Annotated in this window: 19 protein-coding genes; 8 read left to right on the forward strand and 11 right to left on the reverse strand. The window is 51.9% G+C overall.

Annotation, left to right across the window (positions count from 1 at the left end; genetic code table 11):
* Positions 1 to 11: 11 nt before the first annotated feature.
* From EYZ66_RS09665 to EYZ66_RS09675, 3 genes are all read right to left on the reverse strand, one after another.
* Complete coding sequence (locus EYZ66_RS09665) at positions 12 to 464, reverse strand: hypothetical protein (RefSeq protein WP_009576288.1); 453 nt, start codon at positions 462 to 464, stop codon at positions 12 to 14.
* A 60-nt stretch (positions 465 to 524) separates the two neighbouring features.
* Positions 525 to 1,295 (reverse strand): hypothetical protein, encoded by a 771-nt coding sequence (locus tag EYZ66_RS09670; RefSeq protein ID WP_009576287.1) that lies wholly within the window; start codon positions 1,293 to 1,295, stop codon positions 525 to 527.
* A gap of 128 nt (positions 1,296 to 1,423) precedes the next feature.
* The gene (locus EYZ66_RS09675; protein WP_009576286.1) at positions 1,424 to 3,145 is read right to left on the reverse strand and encodes an SLC13 family permease; all 1,722 of its coding nucleotides are present in this window, start codon (positions 3,143 to 3,145) and stop codon (positions 1,424 to 1,426) included.
* Positions 3,146 to 3,326: 181 nt separating this feature from the next.
* Between EYZ66_RS09675 and EYZ66_RS09680 the strand changes: the two genes are divergently transcribed.
* Together EYZ66_RS09680 and EYZ66_RS09685 are read left to right on the forward strand one after the other, a co-directional pair.
* Positions 3,327 to 3,959, forward strand: coding sequence for a TetR/AcrR family transcriptional regulator (locus EYZ66_RS09680; RefSeq protein WP_009576285.1), 633 nt, complete (start codon positions 3,327 to 3,329; stop codon positions 3,957 to 3,959).
* Positions 3,960 to 4,021: 62 nt separating this feature from the next.
* The gene (locus EYZ66_RS09685; RefSeq protein WP_050793428.1) at positions 4,022 to 5,482 is read left to right on the forward strand and encodes a flavin-containing monooxygenase; all 1,461 of its coding nucleotides are present in this window, start codon (positions 4,022 to 4,024) and stop codon (positions 5,480 to 5,482) included.
* A 12-nt stretch (positions 5,483 to 5,494) separates the two neighbouring features.
* Here EYZ66_RS09685 and EYZ66_RS09690 read toward each other — a convergent pair whose 3' ends face one another.
* Complete coding sequence (locus tag EYZ66_RS09690; protein ID WP_009576283.1) at positions 5,495 to 5,944, reverse strand: regulatory protein RecX; 450 nt, start codon at positions 5,942 to 5,944, stop codon at positions 5,495 to 5,497.
* A gap of 57 nt (positions 5,945 to 6,001) precedes the next feature.
* The gene (gene recA, locus EYZ66_RS09695; RefSeq protein WP_009576282.1) at positions 6,002 to 7,039 is read right to left on the reverse strand and encodes a recombinase RecA; all 1,038 of its coding nucleotides are present in this window, start codon (positions 7,037 to 7,039) and stop codon (positions 6,002 to 6,004) included.
* Between the two features lie 221 nt (positions 7,040 to 7,260).
* On the opposite strand from recA, the gene msbA reads away from it, so the two are divergent.
* The 4 genes from msbA to EYZ66_RS09715 all read left to right on the forward strand — a co-directional run bounded on the left by msbA (position 7,261) and on the right by EYZ66_RS09715 (position 11,550).
* On the forward strand, positions 7,261 to 9,060 hold the full coding sequence (gene msbA, locus EYZ66_RS09700; RefSeq protein ID WP_009576281.1) for a lipid A export permease/ATP-binding protein MsbA: 1,800 nt from the start codon (positions 7,261 to 7,263) through the stop codon (positions 9,058 to 9,060).
* Positions 9,026 to 9,961, forward strand: coding sequence for an ELM1/GtrOC1 family putative glycosyltransferase (locus EYZ66_RS09705; protein ID WP_009576280.1), 936 nt, complete (start codon positions 9,026 to 9,028; stop codon positions 9,959 to 9,961). The genes msbA and EYZ66_RS09705 overlap by 35 nt, the downstream gene beginning before the upstream one ends.
* 71 nt (positions 9,962 to 10,032) lie before the next feature.
* Positions 10,033 to 10,821 carry a sulfotransferase family protein gene (locus EYZ66_RS09710; protein WP_083814387.1) on the forward strand — a complete coding sequence of 263 codons (789 nt, stop codon included), beginning with the start codon at positions 10,033 to 10,035 and terminating at the stop codon, positions 10,819 to 10,821.
* 9 nt (positions 10,822 to 10,830) lie between these two features.
* Positions 10,831 to 11,550 (forward strand): sulfotransferase family 2 domain-containing protein, encoded by a 720-nt coding sequence (locus EYZ66_RS09715; protein WP_009576278.1) that lies wholly within the window; start codon positions 10,831 to 10,833, stop codon positions 11,548 to 11,550.
* On the opposite strand, the gene EYZ66_RS09720 is transcribed toward EYZ66_RS09715, so the two are convergent.
* Positions 11,537 to 12,571 (reverse strand): ELM1/GtrOC1 family putative glycosyltransferase, encoded by a 1,035-nt coding sequence (locus tag EYZ66_RS09720; protein WP_009576277.1) that lies wholly within the window; start codon positions 12,569 to 12,571, stop codon positions 11,537 to 11,539. The two genes, EYZ66_RS09715 and EYZ66_RS09720, sit on opposite strands and share 14 nt — an antisense overlap.
* Positions 12,572 to 12,671: 100 nt before the next feature.
* On the opposite strand from EYZ66_RS09720, the gene EYZ66_RS09725 reads away from it, so the two are divergent.
* Both EYZ66_RS09725 and EYZ66_RS09730 read left to right on the forward strand, forming a co-directional pair.
* Positions 12,672 to 14,039 carry an FAD-binding oxidoreductase gene (locus EYZ66_RS09725; protein WP_009576276.1) on the forward strand — a complete coding sequence of 456 codons (1,368 nt, stop codon included), beginning with the start codon at positions 12,672 to 12,674 and terminating at the stop codon, positions 14,037 to 14,039.
* Positions 14,039 to 14,521, forward strand: coding sequence for a hypothetical protein (locus EYZ66_RS09730; RefSeq protein ID WP_009576275.1), 483 nt, complete (start codon positions 14,039 to 14,041; stop codon positions 14,519 to 14,521). The genes EYZ66_RS09725 and EYZ66_RS09730 overlap by 1 nt, the downstream gene beginning before the upstream one ends.
* Before the next feature lie 4 nt (positions 14,522 to 14,525).
* Here EYZ66_RS09730 and soxB read toward each other — a convergent pair whose 3' ends face one another.
* The 5 genes from soxB to soxY are packed head-to-tail and all read right to left on the reverse strand — an operon-like array spanning position 14,526 to position 18,379.
* A complete protein-coding gene (soxB, locus tag EYZ66_RS09735) occupies positions 14,526 to 16,307 on the reverse strand; it encodes a thiosulfohydrolase SoxB (RefSeq protein ID WP_009576274.1) in 1,782 nt (593 codons plus the stop codon).
* Positions 16,308 to 16,318: 11 nt separating this feature from the next.
* Positions 16,319 to 16,627: a hypothetical protein gene (locus EYZ66_RS09740; protein ID WP_009576273.1), complete on the reverse strand. Its 309-nt coding sequence runs from the start codon at positions 16,625 to 16,627 to the stop codon at positions 16,319 to 16,321.
* A gap of 16 nt (positions 16,628 to 16,643) precedes the next feature.
* The gene (gene soxA / locus EYZ66_RS09745; RefSeq protein ID WP_009576272.1) at positions 16,644 to 17,447 is read right to left on the reverse strand and encodes a sulfur oxidation c-type cytochrome SoxA; all 804 of its coding nucleotides are present in this window, start codon (positions 17,445 to 17,447) and stop codon (positions 16,644 to 16,646) included.
* Positions 17,448 to 17,481: 34 nt separating this feature from the next.
* Entirely contained in the window at positions 17,482 to 17,895 is a 414-nt protein-coding gene (locus tag EYZ66_RS09750) for a thiosulfate oxidation carrier complex protein SoxZ (protein ID WP_009576271.1), read from the reverse strand.
* A 19-nt stretch (positions 17,896 to 17,914) separates the two neighbouring features.
* Complete coding sequence (soxY, locus tag EYZ66_RS09755; RefSeq protein ID WP_009576270.1) at positions 17,915 to 18,379, reverse strand: thiosulfate oxidation carrier protein SoxY; 465 nt, start codon at positions 18,377 to 18,379, stop codon at positions 17,915 to 17,917.
* Between the last annotated feature and the right edge of the window lie 13 nt (positions 18,380 to 18,392).

The raw sequence follows: 18,392 nt of genomic DNA on the forward strand, positions 1-18,392 counted from the left end.
CCAATGCTAACTCATATACCGTGAGTTTCCACGCAAAACGTGTCACAAGATTTCATATCTTCGATGGGATCCGTGTAACTGTCGTGGGTTTTTGTCACATCGGTGGTGGGCGCGCTGGGCCCACTTGTACCGGATATTTCCTCGGCGCCGGCGGAGTCTTGGATGATGACATCATCTTCACCCACAGCACCTTCTTTTGCTGCGACATCGATATAGCTACCCCACATGACTGCCGTGAATGCCAAATCAACAGCTGCTGCAGCCAACACAAAACCAAACAATTGCATAAATTCGCCCTTGGTTTCTTGCATGGTGGCTTGTGACAGCGGCGCTACATTCAGGTTCTGTAAATCCGTGCCGAAGAGTTCACTGACATCATCGGCAGGCAGAGGTGCCGCGGTGACTGTGCCCACACAAACACTCAACAGGGCCGCACCAAGCGATTTCGTTACTAAGTTTTTCATATGTTGTTCCTCATTCCATTGAAAATTACCCAGCTTCATGCTGGCGTGATCCGCAGAGCCCTAAAATCGATAACGGCCCTGAACAGATAAGGTTGCGGGGGCTGTGTCGGCAAGCCCAAAGCCCAAGGTTAGGGCCACCGATGTATCACCGCTTATTCGATAAGATCCCCCTAAACTCAGTCGCTGCCGAACAGAGAATTCACCGGAGTGACCAGTCACCCCACGCGACATTTGGTACGCGGTATACAAGCCCACCACACGGTTCACAGCGAAGTCCATCGCCACATTCCATTGCATGTATTTCGATTGAGGACTCAAGGCTCCACCCACACGCCACCGACTTGCGGTGTGATAGCTAAGGCTAGTAGAGAGAACCAAGGGATCGATAAACCGATAGGTTTGGATACTAATGTTGGAAGCGGGACGAGCCCATTCCAGCCCAGACACAGTGTGCGATGCGTGAAGTTCTCGATACGCCGAAACATTCCACTGCCAAGCGCCTTGCGTTGGAATACGCCAGCGCAGGCCTAGGGCTTGTGTACTGGCACCAGAACGGGCCTCGTTTTGCAAGGATCGCTGGCTTGAGTACTGCCAGCTGAGTGCGATGTTCTTGTTAAGACCATAGTTCAGGTTCAAACTGCTGCTGTAGCTGCGTGAAGACACACCAGCACGACTCAGCTGATCCGTGCTGAAACTAAAACGGGGACTTACGGTAAATTGCTTGGGCGCGATCAGCAGATCTTCGATAGACAACACCGCGCGCGGTTTCTCGTCTGCGTGACTCCAACCAGCCGCGCCAAGCAGACCTAGTAAAATTAGTAAACGCAACACACGCCCTCCTTGGCTTTAAAGTGTTGGGTTTAGTGTGAAACCTGCCCTGCCGAAATGCGCCTGCTGATTTCGTCAGAAACTATCTCTGCAGCTCAAAAGTCACCGCAGGCAACAAGACATCAAAAGGGTTAGAATGGGAAGACCAGAGGAATCAAGGTCAGTGCTACAGCGGTGTATACGACAGATACTGGCGCTCCAATTCGCAGATAATCACCGAGACGATACCCTCCCATGTTCTGAACCATCAGATTGGTGGTGTAGCCAAAGGGCGTCAAGAAACTGGCACTTGCACCAAAGGCCACCGCGGCGGCAAACGGCAATAGGTCAACTTGAAGGGCAGCAGCAAACGAGGCCGCTAAAGGAAACATCAACGCGGCTGCGGCGGTATTGGTCATCAATTCGGTCATGAGTAGGGTAAACAAGTAAACCGCGACAAGCGCATACATTGGATTCACCGTACCCAGGGTGCCCTCTGCTCCAGCCAACATCTGGCCTATCAACCCCGTATCCGCGAGTGCCTGCGACACACACAACGCAGACGTGATAATTAACCACAACTCAAAAGGAAAGCGCCGTCTAAGTTCTCGAACAGACACCGAGCCAATCGCTAACATAAAGGTCAGCAGCAAAGCCAAGCCTGAAACCAACTCAAAGTAACCCAGCGCCGCCCCAGTGACGACCAGTCCAAGCCCAAGCAACATCCCCGAACTTTGGGTGCTACTTACCCTGCCGCTATCAATTTTCGAATCGACGATCACAAAGTTACGGCGCAGGTTATTGCGACGTCGAAAATCGGGCCCAACCGCCAAGATCAGGCTGTCACCCGCTCGCAGCACAATATCACCCAGCTTACCCGACAAAGGCAGACCACCTCGACTTACACCAACAACGGCTGCATCGAATAAGCTTCGAAACCCCGACGCTTTAATCGTGCGCCCCTCTACCGTGGCGCCCGGTAATACGATGACCTCGGTCAAGTTGGAACGCAACAGACCCTCTTCCATGGCAAAAGATCGCAGCCCATCGAACTCGTCTAACACATGTAAGCGCGTGACATCGCCCGAAAAAATCAGTTTATCGGACGCCTGCAAGACTTGCCTCGGAGTCACAGGCGTAATCAATTGACCATCGCGTACAATCTCGACCAAGAACAAGCCATTCAAATCACGTAATCCGTTATCGGCTACCGATTTTCCGATCAAGCTCGACCCTTCGATAACTTCCGCTTCAAGTAAATAATCGGTAATGGCTTTATCGCCCACTGTGTGATCGGGCAAGGTTCTTGCAAAAATCGCGAGGGTCAGCAAACCCGCTAAGGTCGCGATCGCGCCAATAGGAAAGAAATCAAACAAATCGAAACCAGGGACACCCGAATCCAACAAAAAACTATTCACGATGAGATTTGTCGAGGTGCCAATCAAGGTCATAGTGCCGCCCATAATCGCACTGTAAGACAACACAATAAGCAGCTTCGAGGGACGATGAACCTTATTGCGCTGGACCCCTCCGGCCAGCGTGGCCACAACGGCCGTGTTGTTCAAAAATGCCGAACTCAGCGCGGTCACAGCGCCCAAACGCATGATCGATAGCGATAGGTTTGAGTGGAGTAGACGATTCGATAAGCTCGTTAGGACGTTTAGCTTTTCAAGACCCAACGACACCAACAGTAGTGCCAGCAGGGTCACAACCCCTATATTTGTGGCCTTGTCCAGCACCTGCTCAGTGCTGATAAAGCCCGCAAAATACAATACCCCAAGGGCGCCCGCGAAGACTTTAACGGCCGACACACGCGTGGCTACAAGTGCCGCGATTAGGCCCACAATGACTACGACTACAAAATAGGCACTCACACAGCCGCCCCCTGAGGATTACGAGACTATGGTAAACAACTTAGGTAGCTAGAGCCAGCGCCTATTGGTAAGCATAATGTGGATGTAAAAGTCTAAAAACGCTAATTGTTAAACGAAATTTGTTTTCTGATTCAGCAGTTTATGCGTTAGACTATTACTATGTGCTTAGCAAACAACCACAATGGAAAAAAATAATCGTTCACTCGCGACGCGACGCGCCCTCACCAAAGCCGCTCTGCATTTGTTTGCAGACAAGCCCTACGCAGAGGTGAGTCTGCTGGAAATTACCGAGCGGGCGGGCCAGAAAAATCGCAACGCACTGCAGTACCATTTTGGCTCCAAACGCGCTCTGTTCGAGCAAATTCTGTTAGCGCATGCAGATGAAATCGACGCTCTGCGGCAGCAGCTCATTGACGCCCTACCGAAACAAGACTCAGTCAGTGTCGAGGTCGCTATCGATATTTACCTCGAACCGTTTCTGCAGTACACCCGGCGCAGCGAAAATGGCCGCCTGTACGCCAAGTTCCTAGCACATTTCTTGCGCACCCCAGAACGCGTTGAAAAGGTGCTTAACCCCGACATTCCGATGAGCACGCCACCATCGTCTCTGGCTGAGGTGCTGGTCAGTATTAGCCCTACCCTTACACCAGAAGAGCGCGACCAGCTGCTTTTCGTGTCAAACGCCATGATGATTTACTCGGTAGATAATTTGGTACGTGCCGAGGAGCAGAATATTTTGACGCTGGATAGCCCGATTGGGCGCCATATTTTGCGGACTTTACACACATCACTTGTCGCCTTGTGGACCCTATAAAACAGTTGCTTATTCGCCACTAGCGTTTAGACTTCGGGCAGACCCTAATTACGCGAGGCCTCATGTCCGTCACGAATAATACCCCGGCACAGCTTGATGTCTTAATTGTCGGCGCCGGCCTTTCTGGTATCAGCGCCGCCGTTCATTTACAACGAGAGCATCCGAACTACACATTTCACATCACAGAAAGTCGAGCGAGCATAGGTGGAACATGGGATCTGTTTAAGTATCCGGGCATTCGCTCCGATTCTGATATGCATACCCTAGGCTTCGACTTTAAGCCCTGGATCGCAAAAAAATCGATAGCAGATGGCCCATCAATCAAGGCCTACATTGAAGAGACGGTGCAAGAGTATGGCCTTAGCTCCAAGATTACCTTGAATCAAAAAGTCATTTCAGCAGCGTGGGACAGCGCAAGCGCGCTGTGGAGCGTGCAACTGCAGACTGGTGATCACACACAAGAAATCCAGTGCCGCTTCTTGCAACTCTGCTGCGGGTACTACAACTACGACAGCGCCTACAAACCAGAATACCCTGGGGAAGATCGCTTTCACGGTCCCGTCATTCACCCTCAGTTTTGGGACCCCGAGTTCGACTACGCAGACAAGCGGATCGTTGTGATCGGCAGTGGCGCAACCGCGGTCACGTTGGTACCGTCGCTCGCCACGAAGGCGGGAAAGGTCACCATGTTACAGCGCTCGCCTACCTACATGGTATCGCGCCCATCACAAGACGGCATTGCAAATGCGCTACGCTCGTTCCTGCCCAACAGCTGGGCCTACAACTTAACGCGCATTAAAAACATTGGCTTACAGCAGTTCATCTATCAACGCTGCCGCAAATTTCCCGAACAAGCCAAGCACAGAATCATAGACATGCTGCGTCCATTGCTCCCGGCCGGCTTCGACGTCGACAAACACTTTACGCCTTCGTACACACCATGGGAACAGCGTTTGTGCTTAGTCCCAGATGCCGATATGTTTGATGCGATTAAGTCCGGTAAAGCCGATATCGTTACCGACACTATCGCTCACTTTGACGAGTCAGGCATTTCACTAAGTTCGGGTACCCACTTAGAGGCAGACGTCATCGTATCGGCTACCGGCTTAGAGTTACTGTTCTTAGGTGGCATTGAAATCAGCGTCGATGGCATCGCGCTAGATGCTCCGAACCGCTTTGTCTATAAGGGCTGCATGTTGTCCGGTGTACCAAACATGACGTATGCCATGGGGTACACCAATGCCAGCTGGACGCTCAAGTGTGATCTCACGCATCGCTACTTTAATCGTTTAGTGACCTACATGGACGCACAAGGGTTTAGATACTTCATACCCCAAGAGCCTGTCAATAAAGACAATACCGAAGGCTTCCTTGACCTGAATTCGGGCTACATCAAACGCCACGAACACGAACTACCCAAACAGGCTTCTGAGTCGCCTTGGAAACTGCACCAAAACTACTTTAAAGATTGGTGGATGTTTAAACGCGATCCGCGCAAAGAGCGGGGCTTAACTTTCGAGTGAGCTTAACGCCACTTAGTCGTTGTAGCCGTCATCGGCTGCAACGACGGCCGATATGACACTGGTCGGGTAGCCTCTGTAGCTCAAAAACCGCATGCGTTTTTGTAGCTCTTTCCGTCTGCCCGCGTAATCAAGTGAGGCATCAATCGGCTTTGCGAACTTCTTGTTGAGCGTTTCTTGAGCACAGTCAAACCAATCAGGTGCCAAGGCCTCAAGGGCATCACTGAGCTGTTCTTTCGTGATGCCTTTTTCACGGGCCAACTGCTGCAAGGTGTTGGGACCGTATCCCTTGTTAATACGATGCCGACACAAACCCTCAGCAAACCGCTCGTCAGACTGCAGACCTTCGTCTGCCAAAGCCACTAGCGCTTCTTCTATGTCGACTTCGGCTTGCGCACCTAGGCGTCTCAGAGCCTTGGTGCGCAACTCGTGCTGGCTGTGCTCGCGCCGTGCTAAATAGTCCATTAAGACAGCGCGAGCCGACAGTTTAGTTGTAGACCCGTCTTGCATGGTTAAGCGATATTACTCACCAGCGTCCTGAGTCTCTGCCACCGGCGCCTCTGCAGGCTTTGCAGTCGTCAGCGTTTGGGCACGAATGGCTGCTTCGATCTCGTCAGCAATGTCTTTATTGTCGCTTAGAAACTTCGCGGCGTTGGCCTTACCTTGCCCAATTTTGTCGCCTTTGTAGGCATACCAAGCGCCCGATTTATCGATCAGTCCGAGCTTGACACCCCAGTCGATCAGCTCACCGTTGTGGTAAATGCCGGATCCGTACATGATCTGAAACTCGGCCTGTTTGAAGGGTGGAGACACCTTGTTCTTAACCACCTTAACTCGAGTTTCGTTACCCACAATTTCGTCGCCCTCTTTTACCGCGCCAATACGGCGGATATCGAGACGAACCGATGAGTAAAACTTAAGGGCGTTACCACCCGTAGTGGTTTCTGGGCTACCAAACATCACGCCGATCTTCATGCGAATTTGGTTAATAAAAATCACCAAACAATTGGTTTGCTTGATCGAGCCCGTTAACTTGCGCATCGCCTGACTTAATAGACGCGCCTGCAAACCAACGTGGGAATCACCCATGTCACCTTCAATTTCGGCCTTGGGGGTCAAGGCAGCCACTGAATCGACGACTAATACATCAACTGCGCCAGAACGCACCAGCATTTCGGTGACTTCAAGGGCTTGCTCTCCGGTGTCGGGCTGCGACAAGATCAGGTCATCAACTTGAACGCCCAGGCGCTCGGCATATATAGGATCTAACGCGTGTTCGGCATCAATAAACGCCGCTGTACCACCCAATTTCTGGGCCTCTGCGATCACTTGCAGCGTGAGTGTCGTTTTACCGGAGGACTCAGGTCCATAAATTTCGCAAATACGCCCCTTAGGCAAGCCACCAATACCCAAAGCAATATCCAATCCAAGTGAACCGGTGGAAATTGATGGGATGGCGACACGTTCGCTGTCACCCATGCGCATTACGGTGCCTTTACCAAACTGACGCTCGATTTGTGCTAATGCCGCCTCTAATGCTTTTTGCTTATTTGGATCCATAGCCATACATCCTTGAATAATGAATTAAACGAACCTTACCACGCCTAGATACTACTGTACATATCCTCAGTGTTCTAAATTTCTTTTTCAACGTCAGGGGCGACCAGAAATCATCGCGGCTGCACATAACTCGTCCACAGCGCCCACGAAACCGATGGGGTGCCAAAGCGGCTCGCATGACATACAATACGACCACGATAATTTCTCCAAAGGTTAGGTCAATGCGCGACCCCGCGGCCAACAACACTGGCTGGCAAACCTACAAGCGCCTGTTGAGCTATGTAAAGCACTTTTGGCCAGCCCTGATTCTGGCGATTTGCGGCTTTATTCTTTACGCACTCACGCAGTCTGCATTTGCGAGCTTAATGCAATACGTACCCAGTGCCTTTGAGCCCGAGGCTTCCACCAAGGAGTTAAGCGGCTGGGAACAACAGCTGGGCTTGGCCACCCGAGAAGGTATACGCTTGTTTTTACCCATTGCGATCATCTCGGTCGTGTCAGTCAGGGGTATTGGGAGTTATTTGGGTGGCTATTACATTAGCTTTGTCGCACGCAATGTCGTCAATCGTATTCGCCGCGATGTCTTCGAGCACTTAACGGCTTTGCCCTCAGGTTTTTTTGGCCGCAACAACTCTGGGCAGCTCATCTCGACGCTGACATTTAATGTCGAGCAAGTCGCAGCGGCATCCTCCAACGCAATCAAAACATTGATACGCGAGGGGCTCACCGTAATAGCCCTACTGGCTTACTTGCTGTACTTGGATTGGAAGCTGTCGCTCTTGTTTTTTCTTGCGGCACCCCTCATTGGACTGATTATTCGGATTGCGAGCAGCCGGTTTAAACGGTACAGCAAGCGTATACAGCAATCGATGGGCGGCGTCACTCATGTCGCCTCAGAGGCAATACGCGGACAAGCCATCGTTCGGGCTTTCGGGGGTGAAGCCTACGAAAACCAGCGCTTTGAAGAACGCTGCCGTGCCAGCCTAAAGAACGAATTAAAGCTCGCCCGCGTGAATGAAATAAGCACACCGATTATTCAGATCCTAACCTTCAGTGCAATCGCCTTGCTGTTTTGGTTTGGCTTGGATCCGACGCTGTTTGGTGACCTCAATGCTGGTGAATTTTTAGCCTACATCACCGCCGCCAGTTTAGTGGCCAAACCCTTGCGGCAACTGACCAACGTGAATGCGTCGATTCAGAGGGGCATTGCCGCGGCAGAAAGCATTTTCGAGATTCTAGACCAATCGTTGGAGCACGATGAGTCGGGGCGTCCCTTGACGCGTTTTACCGGTGGTTTACGCCTTAACAACTTATCGTATCAGTACCCAAGCGCCGACCGCCAAGCGTTGAATGGTGTCAGCTTCGATGCAGCACCGGGGCAATTGATCGCTCTCGTGGGTCGAAGCGGCGCGGGCAAAACCACACTCATCGATATTATCGCGGGCTTTATACCAGCCCCCAGCAACTCGGTATGGTTCGACGATAACGACGCCTCCGAGCTCACCCAGCAATCGATTCGCCGCCATGTGGCAATTGTGACCCAAGACACAGTGCTATTTGAAGACACGATCCGCGCCAACATCGCCTATGGCGAGCTCGCAAACGCATGCGAACAAGACATCATCTCCGCCGCTAAAAGTGCGCATGCGTGGGAATTTATCCAAGCTCTGCCGGATGGCTTAGATACCCAAGTAGGCGAGGGTGGCGCCTCACTGTCTGGTGGGCAAAAACAGCGCATTGCTCTCGCGCGAGCCTTTTTAAAAAATGCGCCGCTGCTCATTCTCGATGAAGCCACATCGGCGCTGGACAATGAATCGGAACGTGCGATCAACGCCGCTATGCCTACCATCACTCAGAATCGCACGACCCTCGTGATCGCGCATCGTTTGGTGACCGTCGAACGAGCCGACCTAATCATCGTTATGGACCAAGGGGCAGTGGTCGAGCAAGGAACTCATCTGGAGCTCTTAGCCAAAGACGGCTTGTATGCACATCTACACCGCTCTCAGTTTGATGACTAACTTCACGAAACATTGGCTGTATTTACATGATGGCAAACCGGGGCACTTGAGTCAGCTGCGCGGGTTGAGTGAGGCTGTGGCCGCCAAGAGGCCTACTGACACGAGCTCCTGGCTCGATGTAACGACCCTTTCACTCCCCGAAAAACTCGTCGCACGAGGCGACAGCTTCAGATCACTCCAAACCGCGGATGTTATTGTTGCCGCAGGCCACAGCACCCATTGGCTTGCGCTGTGTCTCGGCAAACGATTGCGAGCTCATACAGCGGTGGTCATGCGGCCATCGTGGCCCCTTACTGGGTTTGACTCAATCATTATGCCAAAGCATGATGCGCTGAATACCGCAGTTGGCGCCAGGGTCCACCTCACCGAAGGTGCCATAAACGCCCTAGGTCAACAAAATCACCAACCCAGCAACAAAGGATTAGTGCTTTTGGGTGGTCAGTCTAAGCACTTTGAGTGGCCGAGCGCGCAGGTCACCCGACAAGTTTGCGCCATCGTGAACTCAGAACCCGAGCTGGACTGGACCGTCGCCGATTCGCGTCGCAGCCCCGAGCGCCAACTTTCAGACATATACACCGCGTGCCCAAACCTCACAATTCAACGCCATGACACCTGCCCCAGGGGATGGCTAGCAGAACACATGCGCGAAGCAAACAGCGTGTGGGTTACTCCCGACAGTGTATCAATGGTTTACGAAGCTCTAAGCTGTGGGGCCGATGTCGGCTTAATCGAATTGCCACCTAAAGCTAAAAACAGAATCAACCGTAGCATGCAGGCGATGATCGTCGAGGGCAAAGTAAGCTCAGTAACTCAGGCTTGTACCGTGACTCTTGCGACCGATCCGCTACCCAGATTAAACGAGGCGGAAACTGCAGCGACGTGGCTTCTGTCACGTGTGTAGAAACGCGCCTAAACTCGAATATCTTGGCACGGCCGTGCTATTCTTGCGCAACCTTAACTGCAGAAACAGCCGTGTATAAACAAATTCACATTGTCGGATGCTCGCCGCGCAGTGGCACAACCTTACTGTACGAGATGATGAGTGCCTGTTGCCATTTTGACAAACTGTACGGCCATGAGACACGCTTCAATCGGACACAAGCCAGCGACGGGCAAACTCTTCTGACGAAACGCCCCAAAGACACTCAATTTATGCCAAGAGTGTTGGCCAGTGTTCCGGAGTTTTGGGTGATTTATTGCCTGCGCGACCCGCGCGATGTCGTGGTGAGCAAACATAGAATTGCAGGAGACAAATACTACTCAAACCTACGTCTGTGGCGAGAGCAGCATGGCTTTGCGCAACGAATGCAAACACACGAGCGCTGCATTACCGTGCGCTACGAGGATCTCGTCAGAGATCCAGACGCCGTTCAAAGTATGTTGCAGAAACAAATTCCATGGTTGACCTGCACGCATCCGTTTTCGGAGTATCACCAGCACGCGAAGCTGTCCGCGCAATCCGAGCGAGCGATGCATGGATTGCGTTCGATAAACACCGACAGCATCGGACGATGGCGCGACAATCTGCCTCGCATTGTGAGCCAAATACAGCGCCACGGTGACATCAGCGCGCTGCTCATAGAATGTGGCTACGAAGCCGACACAAGCTGGATGAACGAATTAGAGGGCATCCAACCTGACCACAGTCCCAGCCGTTATCCTGATCGTAAGGGGCTGTGGAACCAGATCCGTCAAGGCGGCAACATCGCTCTAAAAGTAGCGGCTTACCGCTTTAATCGATGGCGCCGAGGCCAACTCTAGGACGCACCTATGATCATTAGCCACAAATACCGTTTTATTTTTATCAAAACTCATAAAACTGCCGGGAGCTCGGTCGAAACCATGCTGTCCCAACTCTGCGCCCCCAATGACATTGTGTCGACTATGGACCCACCAGCGCAGGATCATGAGCCTCGCAATTGGATTGGCAATTCCCCCCTCGACAAGCTTTACGCCAAATACGAGCGCATGCGCAAACTCATTCACAAGGACAGCGTGTTTTTAAACAAACACTACTACCAACACATGGGCGGCGCTCGCATTAAACAACTGTGCGGCGACGAAATTTGGAACTCGTATTACAAATTTTGTTTCGACCGCAATCCTTGGGACAAGGTCGTGTCATTCTACTGGTGGAAAATGCGTGGCAAAGCGGAGAAGACGCCGTTCAGCGAGTGGTTACGTATCAAAAAATTGCCGCTCGACCACCAGCTCTATTGCTTTGGCGATGAGGTCGCAGTGGACTTTGTGGGTTGTTATGAGACGCTGAGTCAAGATCTACAAAAGGTACTCGAGCACATTGGAATCGAAAACCCGCCCGAACTACCCCAAGTAAAAACGGGCATTCGTAAAGACAAAGCGCATTTCTCTAGCGCCTACGATGAAGCCGACCGAGAATTTGTCGCCCAGTTGTTCGCCAGAGAAATCGAGCTATTGGGCTACGATTTTGAAGGTAAAAGCCAACCAACAGCCTGGATCAAAGAACCTTAAGGTCCACCAGCACGGCACGGATCTGCCCGTGCCAAAAACGATCGAGCTCAGAGTCGGCGCATTCATTCCCATTTATGCTGACTTCGTCACCGGCAAGCCACTTGATCATCCCCTTAGACTCAAGACGGGAAATCAGTGACGCAACGCGCGACGGCAATTCGGCACGCTGAGGGCAGAATATCCATGGGGTAAAACCGGCCGAGCACGCCTCTGCGATCATAGAAATCGAATCAACACTAACTAGGACCGCATCAGACGCCGCCAAATAGTCCGCCATACAGCGCTCTTCGCGATGATTGAACCACACCGCTTGCCGCAAACAATGAGGGGGGATGAGCTTTTGTAGGCTCTTCTCAGTCTCTAACCCTGTGCGTCGTGACGTCGATAGTAACACCGCGTGAGACTCATCTTCGGCAAAGCCCCGAATTAACTGCGCGAGATGCTGCCAATCGGCTAAGGTGTACTCGCAACCCGCGCCGTCACCACCGATTAGGACCGCCAGCACTTTTTGGTGTTCCGCCAAACCCAAGCGCGTCCTCACCTCGCCTTTAACAACCCGACTGACCGCACCATGAGCCGAAGGCGGCAGAGGAACTTGTACACAGCGATCCCAAGACTCATCCGCATCGGCAGCAAACACCCAACCTAGTCGGTCGGGCCTGAGTCGGCGAGCCGAGCCCAAAAGAACCCCAGTGATGTTTTCTGTCGCCTGACAGGCCGCCAGAGCAAACGACGATTTCCCGCCCGCAGCCAAGACGAGATCGGGCCTAAAATCATCCAGCGACAAGCCATACAAAGACAACACCGCGCGACGCCACAGCAAGGTCGGCAAATAATTAATAACGAGCGTCAATAGTGGGCGCATCAAAGCGGCAAGAGGAAGACGAACATTCGCCTCTGTTACCTGAAGGTCAGCCTGCTGACGCAAATAACGTACGAAGCCATCGGGCTTAGTTTCATGCCCGGGCTTACCGTCTCGCAGTATTAACACACGGAGTTCTTTTTGATCCAGTTCGGCCATTGCGTTATGTTCTTAAACCCGAGGCTGGCATAGTCTTGCCAAGCTGTGAGCCATATGTTCTGATCTAGGCAGTATAAACCAGAACAGAAGCAAACCCAGCATGAGTGTCAATCTAGAACAACTTGCCCAACTCCTCGGCCCTAAGGGCATCCTGTTAGACGACGACGTCAAAGCGCGCCCAAATTACGCTTGGGGACAGGGCTCGTGCCCCGCTCGGGCTATTATACGCCCCAGCAGTACCGAAGCCTTGGCCGACGCAATGGCAATGTGTTATGACGCTCACCAAACCATGGTCCCTTGGGGCGGGTTAACAGGCCTAGTTAATGGCATGACATGCTCTGAGCAGGATATTGCGATTTCCTTAGAGCGCATGAACGGTATCGACTCGTTTGATACCGATGCCGGGATTATGGTGGTCAACGCCGGCACGCCTCTGCAAGTCGTGCAGGACGCTGCGCGCGAACAAGGCTGGCTCTTTCCCGTCGACCTGGGCGCACGGGGGACAGCTACCATCGGTGGCATGATTTCAACCAACGCTGGAGGCAATAGCGTCATACGTTACGGCATGATGCGAAATCAAGTTCTCGGGATCGAAGCGGTGCTACCCGATGGCCGCATTATCGACGCCATGAATGAAATGCTGAAGAACAATACTGGCTATGACTTGAAACAACTACTCATTGGCGCCGAGGGCACACTGGGCATTGTGACCAAAGCGGTTTTAAAACTGCAACCGGCACCGCTTCGAACATTCACCGCGATGGTGGTGTGTGACAATTTCGATGGCGTAAAAACCTTATTAAAGAGCGCCTCTACGCAACTGGCCAGCAGCCTGACAGCCTTTGAAGCCATGTGGGGTAACTACTACGATTTAAATGTCGCCGAAACTGGGCGTCACCAAGCGGTGTTACCCCCGCATCAAGCGTTTTACATATTGCTAGAAAGTAGTCACAGCCAAGTCACTGAAACCAATCCGCTTGAGACGTTTTTAGAAGCGCAATTGGAAAGCGCTGTCATTAGCGATGCAGTCATAGCAAACTCGGAGCAACAGGCAGACCAACTTTGGGCCATTCGCGATGACGTCGAAGCTAAGATGATCTTCAGAAGCCCCGCCATCTCCTATGATATCAGTCTGCCGTTGCGTCATATGCAGGCATACACCGAGCAGCTTGAGCAGGCCTTGGCCAACTTTGATCCCGATGTAAAGTGCGTGACGTTCGGTCATTTGGGTGACGGTAATATCCACCTCGGTATAGGCCCATTGTCGGATAAAAAAGCGGTGAACGATATTGTCTACAACCTACTGACCCAATTTAAAGGCTCAGTATCGGCAGAGCATGGCATTGGTCTTGACAAAAAATCCTATCTAAACTTATGCCGCACCGAAGCGGAAATACACGTCATGAAAAGCATTAAAACCGCCATTGATCCTCGCGGGCTCATGAATCCCGGCAAAATATTTGCCTAATGAAAGCGATCACTACTCTAATCCTATTGCTGGGGTTTGCTGCCGCGCAAACAGCCTCAAGCCAAGTAGTCGGCCCCGAGGAAATCGGCCCAGCGCTCGTCTGGACTGTGCAAGGCGACTTTAGAGATATTAAGCAGGACATCGTTACAACGATAGAAGCCAAAGGCTTGGTCGTGTCCTATACTGCCTACGCAGCCAACATGCTAGCGCGAACATCAGAGGCGGTAGAAGATGCAAAGCCCGTATATGACCAGGGTGAATCGATACTGTTTTGCAAGGCCGATCTCAGCCACGAACTGGCACAGCAAGATCCGCATAACATCGTCTTATGCCCCTACTCCATCAGTTTATACACCCTGATTGACGCGCCTACGACCACTTACGTGAGCGTGCGTCTACCGGCCTTACAAGTACCCGCTTATATCGCCGTCCACGATCTACTCGAGCAAATCGTGGAACAGGCGCTGGAGTGGTATCGCTGAACGTCTAGGCGAACTTGCCTAGGTAACTTTCGATACCTGGATTATCGGCTTTAACGCCCTTAAGGACGGGGGTGTTAATTTTATCGACTTTCACAGTTTTCGCATCGCGTAGGTAATCGGCGACCACATCCCAAATGGGCGCGCCCGGAGATTGTGAGCCCACAGTCGCCCAACCTGCCACTTTATAATTCTTGCCAGCCTCGATTTTCTCACCGTTATCCAGTGTCATGTCGGTAATGCGCGCGCCAAACTGACCTTGGGGCTCAATCACGTAATTCAAGCCACCGCAACGCACCATGTCACCACCCTGCTGATAGTAAGGATCGCTGTTGAATAAGTTATCCGCGACATCCTCTAAGATCGCTTTTAAATTTTCGCCCGACATCTCGCGTGCGTAAGTCTCGGGGTAGGTCATACAGGTTTGATCCATCACACGATCCATGGTGATGGTTTCACCAGGCAACACTGTTGTGCCCCAGCGAAAACCCGGCGACAGCGAAATTTGCGCATCAAGCTGCGTACGCAGAGCATCGCAAATTACCTGATCGAACGTTCCGTTAAAATTACCGCGGCGATACAACAAAGAGTCAGCGACTGCGAGCTCTTCGTTAAGAATATCCAAATAGGGTGCCCGAACGGCGTCAATGAAGCTCACCATTTCAGGGTCTGGGGTCAACAATTCGGAGAATACTGGCAGCAAGCGGTACCGATAGTCTTTGACTCTCCCTTTACCCAAATCTAAGTCCAATACGCCAACGAATTTTCCGTTAGAACCCGCATTAGTCACCAGGGTAACACCGCCGGAGTTTTTCACCTCGACCGGCACCGGAACGCCGTCGTGAGTATGGCCACCAAGAATCACATCGATACCCGAGACCTGGCTTGCCAATTTAAGATCGACATCCATACCGTTGTGCGACAGCAAAATGACTGCGTCGACCTCTTCATTGGCACGAATCTCGTCAACCAAATCAGCCAAATCGTTTTCTCGTATACCAAAGGTCCAGTTTGGAATAAACCGTTTTGGATTGGCAATCGGGGTATACGGGAACGCCTGACCAATAACAGCGACTCGATGTTCGCCCATCGTTTTAATATCATAGGGCTTGAACACATGCCCGGTCATATCATCATAAACCGGCACACCATCAAACAAAGCTTCGTCGCTGGCGTAGGTGTTTTGCGCCACAAAGGTACCGTTGAATTTTTCGACGTTAGCTAAAATTTCGTCTTCTAGGTAAGTGAACTCCCAGTGACCGGTCATAATGTCCACGCCAAGCTTATTGGTCGCTTCCACCATATCCTGACCGCGAGTCCAGTAGGCGGTACCGGAACCTTGCCAGGTGTCGCCGCCATCAAGCAGCAGACTTCGACCATCTGGCACCGAGGCGCGGAGCTGATCAATCAAGGTTTTAAGGTGGGCGAACCCCCCCACTTTGCCGAAGCGGCTTGCCGCTTCTTCAAAATTTAAATAGGTTAAGGCATGCGCCTGAATCGCCGAAGCATCGCTAAGCTCAGACAGCAAGCTTTTGCCGACTTTATGCGGCCAGCGGCCATAAGTCGTTCCAAAACCTAAATTGACGTTCGGCTCGCGAAAATAAATAGGATTTAACTGAGCGTGGGTATCCGTGATGTGCAGCAAGCGAGCCGAGCCGAAGACAGGCACATCATACAAAGATGAAGCCGAGTTAGACCATGTTTTGGCACTGGCCGACAAACCTACACCGGCCATAGAGAATGCAGCGCTCGAGCGCATTAACAAATCCAAAAATTCGCGACGATTCATGCCGACCTCTGCTACTTGAGCACGCGGCTTTGCCAAGCCGTCGCTTCGTTTTCGGCTTGCGCCATGGCCGCTTTTGCGGTGTCTAGCGCCCGTTGCGCATGCACCATCGCCTGCTCACAAGCACCAGATGCGTGCTCTGCTTTGGCCTCTGCTAAGTAGGTCTCGGTGGGCACCCAGGCAAAACCGCGTGCATCGACCGCGTTATACGCATCTTGCGCTTTTTGTATCAGAGCACTCGCCTCAGTGCAGTCGTCCGCCAATACGGAACCACTGAACAGCGCCAAACTCAGTGCCGCCATACCCATAAATTTAGGAGTCATTGAATTCACCGTTGTCTTATTTACGAGTGGTAGGGCCATTGAGGGGCAAACCATTGCTCATGTACGTCAAAAAGTATTCGAGATTGCGATATTCTTCGCTTTGAAGTTCAAACCCTTTAGCCTTGACTTGATCGTTACACTCCTTGAAACGGCGCTGAAGCGGGCCTACTTCATCCCACTTGCCACGGTACGACGGCCAATGAGTCACATGCCCCAAAGCGGCGCTTAAACGCTCTGAGCGCAGATTATTACCGGCCATTTCTAAGTGGCAAGAGCTACAGGCGAAGTTCAATTGGCCTCGGCGCTGATAATAGAAGGCCTTACCATCCTCGTAAGCGGCCAAGGCTTGTTCGTTGGGCACATCAATATTGATCGACTCTTCACGCGACTCAAATGCCATGTAGGCTGATAGCGCTACCATATCGTAATCGAGGTAGTCCCAAACCTCCTCCCCATTTGCCTCACGACAATTGTTGATCGCAAGCTCCAAGGTCACTACGCCTTGCTTAGCGTCCCACATGGGGTAGTTTTGTTTCACGGCTGGCGTACCACCAAAGCAATCTGCGTAGGGGCCGTCTTCCCAGAGTGCCTCACCATCGAAAACAGCGTCTTCGTAGGGTGGAAAACCCGCTTCAAGGGCCTCCCACTGTTTGCGTTTATCCTCGTCTAGGGCATAAGCGCCATTGATGTGCTCTGCAACCTCAATACTTGGAAACCGCTTTTCAAAGAATTGAACAAAGGCTGCACGATCTTCCTCTGGCCCTGCGGCTGCCGACAAGCTCAAGCTTGCAAGCAGCGCAACCGTAACTGGATACTTCATAGGCTACCTCTAGTACTCAGTCGCTATCGACTTATTATTTTTTCTTGCGGCTTTTAACTACCTGTTCTTCGGTATCACTGTACCCTTGGTTATCGGTCCAAGACAGTGTAAAGGTATCTCCCCCTTCAACGCCGCGGATAGCGAAGTTGATAATAGGGTCTTTAGACACCGAACCACTCAAGTCAGCGGCCAAAACAACCTCACCGTTGATTTTGCACTCCCAATCAATTAGGTGGTGCGTCTTATGCGCCAGGATCGATACCTTACCGTCTTTAAGGACAGGGTTATCCTCTGCGTCGCGCTCAATACCCGGGGTCATAGGGTGCACAACCATGGTCATCACTGACAGCACATTATCAGCAGCGGTATCTCCCTCTTTCAAACGCAAACGAGTGCGAGTGCGAGGCCGATAGTTTTCAATTTCTTCTGAACGAGCGTGATCTGACATATTTCTCTCCTAATCCTGTTTAGCCGCCGCAACCGCCAAGCGTTGCCTTCACTTCTTTGCTGGCGGAATAAAGCCCCTTATCGGTCTCGACAATGGCATGCACCATGGTTGTCCCGGCCAGCTTGATAAACGTTTCTAATTCTGGCTCTACTCGGGGACTAAAATAGAATTTCGCTGAAATCGGCGTTGGATTCACTTCGGCCATAAAGGTAATGCTTTTAAGGGCGCCTAATTTCGCCTCATCAACTTTAACTTTAACGTTTGTTTTTGCTGGGCTCTCGGCGATGTCGGGCAATTCCAGGGTAATGCCATCCGAACCGTCGGCGATGTCTTGACCGCCAAACATCGTGCTGCGTGCTTTGGCAAAATCACCTAGGCCAAAGGCCTCAGAATTTCTAGCGAATGCGGTCAATGGCATGGCGACTAACGCGGCTGCGGCCATTAAGCCCTGCACAATACGACGTCTTGAAAATAACTTAGACATACTTTTCTCCGTT

Origin of the sequence: Aequoribacter fuscus, from assembly GCF_009910365.1 — a bacterium.
GTDB classification, from domain to species: domain Bacteria; phylum Pseudomonadota; class Gammaproteobacteria; order Pseudomonadales; family Halieaceae; genus Aequoribacter; species Aequoribacter fuscus.